Here is a 3489-nt window from a genome sequence, read left to right on the forward strand (position 1 = left end):
CAGTTAAAAAAGCGCCGTAAAACACTCTCTAAAAATTTACAAAAAAAGTTGTTTGCGCAATATCAGTTTTTGAATGCCGAAGGCAACGTCAGTGATCTTAATTCCATTTTTGCCGCCATTCCTGAGCAATCCCCACCCGCGGGCGCCGGTGACTGCGCCGCACCGAAATTATTACAGTATGCGTATCAACATAATCTGCGCCCAATTGCGATGGCTGAGTTTTGGTGGGGGGCGGCGCCTAAGTCGGCGATCCGCCATCATAAGCACTATTACCCGTCGTGCTACAGTAAGTGCCAACCCATATTAGGCCATATGCTAATAGGCTTAACCGTTGCCGAAAACCCATTATTAGTTAATCCTGCGCAAGGGAAACAGTTAACGATTGTTTATCAGGATGATGACTTATTAGTGGTCAACAAACCGGCGGAGTTTTTATCCGTGCCGGGAGTGAATATAGAAGATTCGGTGTACCTACGCATTAAAACGCAATTTCCACACGCTACTGGCCCGCTGATTGTGCACCGCTTAGATATGTCGACCTCGGGGTTATTAATTATTGCTCTGAATAAACGCGCACATAAAGCATTGCAAAAGCAGTTTATTGAACGCCAAGTAGAAAAACGCTATGTAGCGTTAGTTGCAGGGAATATAACAGAAGATAGCGGCACTATTAACCTGCCACTGCGCTTAGACTTTGATGATAAGCCACGGCAATTAGTCTGTTATCAGCACGGAAAACCGTCATTGACCACTTGGCAGGTGCTGGAGCGAAAAGAGAACACCACTCGGCTACAGCTTTTTCCTAAAACCGGCCGTACTCATCAATTACGCGTCCATTGCGCACATCCGCGTGGTTTAAATACGCCTATTGTTGGCGATGATCACTACGGCGTAAAAGCCGACCGCTTACATTTACATGCGGAATATTTATCGTTTACGCACCCGATTAATCACCGCCGCTTAGAGTTTGCCGTGGCGCCCAGCTTTTAATATCTCCGTGAGTCGGTTTATCCCCTGCTATGCGGCTTATAGCCGCAAATAAAACGCAAAGCCGGCTTCTTCAGTGTAAGGGCAACACGCGCTAGTTATCTAGCACACTTTTGTCTATCACCCCTTTGGTGACAAGTTGGGTTAAAATAGCGTGGCACTTTTCCCTGCAGATATCCCGTAACAAGCGCACCGTAGGCGTAATTGACTGCCTACTGGGGCAGATAAGCCATAACTCGCCACTTACATGTTGGTAGTTTGGCATCACAGTCACTACGTTGTTGTTCACTAGATCAGCGGCGATATCAAGCGCGGATTTTACTGCCAGTCCCTGCCCCGCTACGCACCAGCGCCTGACTAAATCGCCATCGTTAGCGGCACGTCGGCCTTGCATTTTTATTTTGTATTTACGCTGCCCATCGGTAAATTCCCAGACATTATTGATAATATCTTGCAGTTGATAAAATAACCCCTGATGCTGGGCTAAGTGATCGGGGTGTGTGGGGCGACCATGCACAGCTAAGTATTGCTCACTGGCACACAATAAGCGCGGCACATTGCATATTTTAAAGCCATAGACACTGGCATCATTGGGTTGACCATAACGCAGCGCGATATCCACCGAGTCACGATAAAAGTCCACATTACTGTCGCTAATATGAGTTCTTAAACTCAACTTGGGGTAACTCTGCATAAGCTCGTCAATCCACGGGATCACTATGTTACGGCCTAAGTCAGATGACAGCGCAACGCGTAACTCGCCTTCAATGGCGTCATGCTCCCCTTGCAGATTTTGCTTCGCCTGTTCGAGTAACAACAGCGCTTGCTCACACTGCGGAATATAACGCTCTGCGGCGCTTGAAAGCCGTAAGTGGCGGGTGGTACGAATAAATAGTTCACAACCTAATGCCTGCTCTACCCGTTTCAGGGCTGCGCTGGCGGTGGCTGCGCGCATGTCTAATTTCGCGGCGGCGAGCGTAATGCTGCGGCACTCGGCTACTTTTAAAATAAGCTTAAGGTCGTCTATCTGCATATTATCTATTTTTATTTGATAATGTTTCAATAATTATGCTGTTTATTTTATATAAAGCAAGGCGTATATTAGCTGCCAGCCACATCAAACAGCTATTTTTCAAACCTTAATGACTGTTTATTTGTTGACCCTATTTGTTTAACACTCAATTTACTCGGAGAAATACATGACTCACCCTATCATTAGTGATCTTGAAAAACGCCATACAGCAAAACACTATGACGCCAATAAACGTATTAGCGAGCAAGACCTTAAGGTTATTTACGAAGCAATGCGCTTATCGCCGTCATCAATTAACTCACAGCCATGGAAGTTTATTGTGATTGAGTCTGAGCAAGCTAAGCAACGCTTTCATGCTACTTTTGCAAATAAATTTCAGTTTAATCAAAAGCATGCTAAAACTGCCTCGCATATCGTGTTGTTTGCTCACAAACCTAACTACAGCCGTGATGATTACGCACAAGTAATTGATACTGATATTAAAAATGGCCGTACACTGAGCGAAAACCGCGAGCAAGCCTTTGGGGCTTTTGCCTTTGTGGAGTTAAATACCGATGAGCACGGCAATAATGCAGCTTGGACTAAAGCGCAAACCTACATTGCATTAGGTAATACTATGCATGTGGCCGCCCGTTTAGGAATTGACTCAACACCGATGGAAGGCGTAGATGCTGAACTGATTGGTGAAGCGTTTGCTAAAGAACTTGATGGCTACGTGTGTGATGTGGCTTTAGCGCTTGGTTATCATCACCAAAGTGAAGACTATAATGCAAAATTACCTAAATCTCGCTTAGCGGCCGAGCAAGTAATTCAGGTTTTATAATCTGTAAAAAATCACTATTTACGTTTCAAGCCCCTGTTTACATTAATGTAAACAGGGGCTAATTAGTGCAGGCTAGTCAGCTTGAATGACCGCACATAACACGCTACTCACCGCGAGTGTCACGCAGTATTTCTTGGCTAAGGGCAACACTTTGCTGCAGCAAGCCACTAAGCTAACAAGGTCGTCACTGACGCATCAATGACACGCCCTTGATCTATCTCGGCGATTAAGGTGCACATAGCGCCATTGATTAAATTTAAGTTTGGCGCAACATGGCCAATATCGGCATCGATGATCACTGGAAATAAGCAATCGCCTAAGGCCACTTTGAGTGCATGGTAATAATCAAATTCTGCATCCTCGCCCTGAACAATGCGGCTGCGACCAAAGATAATACCGTTAATATCGTCGAAAACCCCAGCTAGTTTGAGCGACAATAAAAAGCGCGCAACGGTGGCGGGGGTTAATTCTGAGTTTTCTAAGTATAAAATCAGCCCTTCGGGCGCGCTGTGCTTTTTAAACTCATGCAGTGCTAAAAACGGCGAGTCGAGTAACAACCCCACGGTATCGAGGCAGCCGCCAAATAGACGCCCCGACATTTCTATACAGCGCTTATCAAAGTAATTTAAACATTGCCACTGCGTAG

At 45.6% G+C, this 3489-nt stretch carries 3 protein-coding genes and 1 pseudogene; 2 read left to right on the plus strand and 2 right to left on the minus strand.

Going from position 1 to position 3489, the window contains the following annotated elements:
• Positions 1-990, plus strand: a 990-nt coding sequence (locus tag ABYB02_RS15645) for an RluA family pseudouridine synthase (protein ID WP_372763325.1), incomplete at its 5' end; no start/stop codon positions are given.
• A 91-nt stretch (positions 991-1081) separates the two neighbouring features.
• On the opposite strand, the gene ABYB02_RS15650 is transcribed toward ABYB02_RS15645, so the two are convergent.
• Positions 1082-2020, minus strand: a complete 939-nt coding sequence (locus ABYB02_RS15650; RefSeq protein ID WP_372763327.1) for a LysR family transcriptional regulator — start codon at positions 2018-2020, stop codon at positions 1082-1084.
• A gap of 166 nt (positions 2021-2186) precedes the next feature.
• Here ABYB02_RS15650 and ABYB02_RS15655 point away from each other — a divergent pair, with 166 nt between their 5' ends.
• Entirely contained in the window at positions 2187-2843 is a 657-nt protein-coding gene (locus tag ABYB02_RS15655; RefSeq protein WP_372763326.1) for an NAD(P)H-dependent oxidoreductase, read from the plus strand.
• A gap of 167 nt (positions 2844-3010) precedes the next feature.
• Here the strand turns inward: ABYB02_RS15655 and ABYB02_RS15660 are convergent.
• A pseudogene (locus tag ABYB02_RS15660) lies at positions 3011-3489 on the minus strand (LD-carboxypeptidase); the annotation flags it as partial.

It is taken from the genome of Pseudoalteromonas sp., from assembly GCF_041613455.1.
Classification (GTDB): domain Bacteria; phylum Pseudomonadota; class Gammaproteobacteria; order Enterobacterales; family Alteromonadaceae; genus Pseudoalteromonas.

Excerpts from the sequence above, each read along its gene's own strand:
- ABYB02_RS15650 (WP_372763327.1), bottom strand. The coding sequence starts at position 2,020 with ATGCAGATAGACGACCTTAAGCTTATTTTAAAAGTAGCCGAGTGCCGC.
- ABYB02_RS15655 (WP_372763326.1), top strand. The coding sequence starts at position 2,187 with ATGACTCACCCTATCATTAGTGATCTTGAAAAACGCCATACAGCAAAA.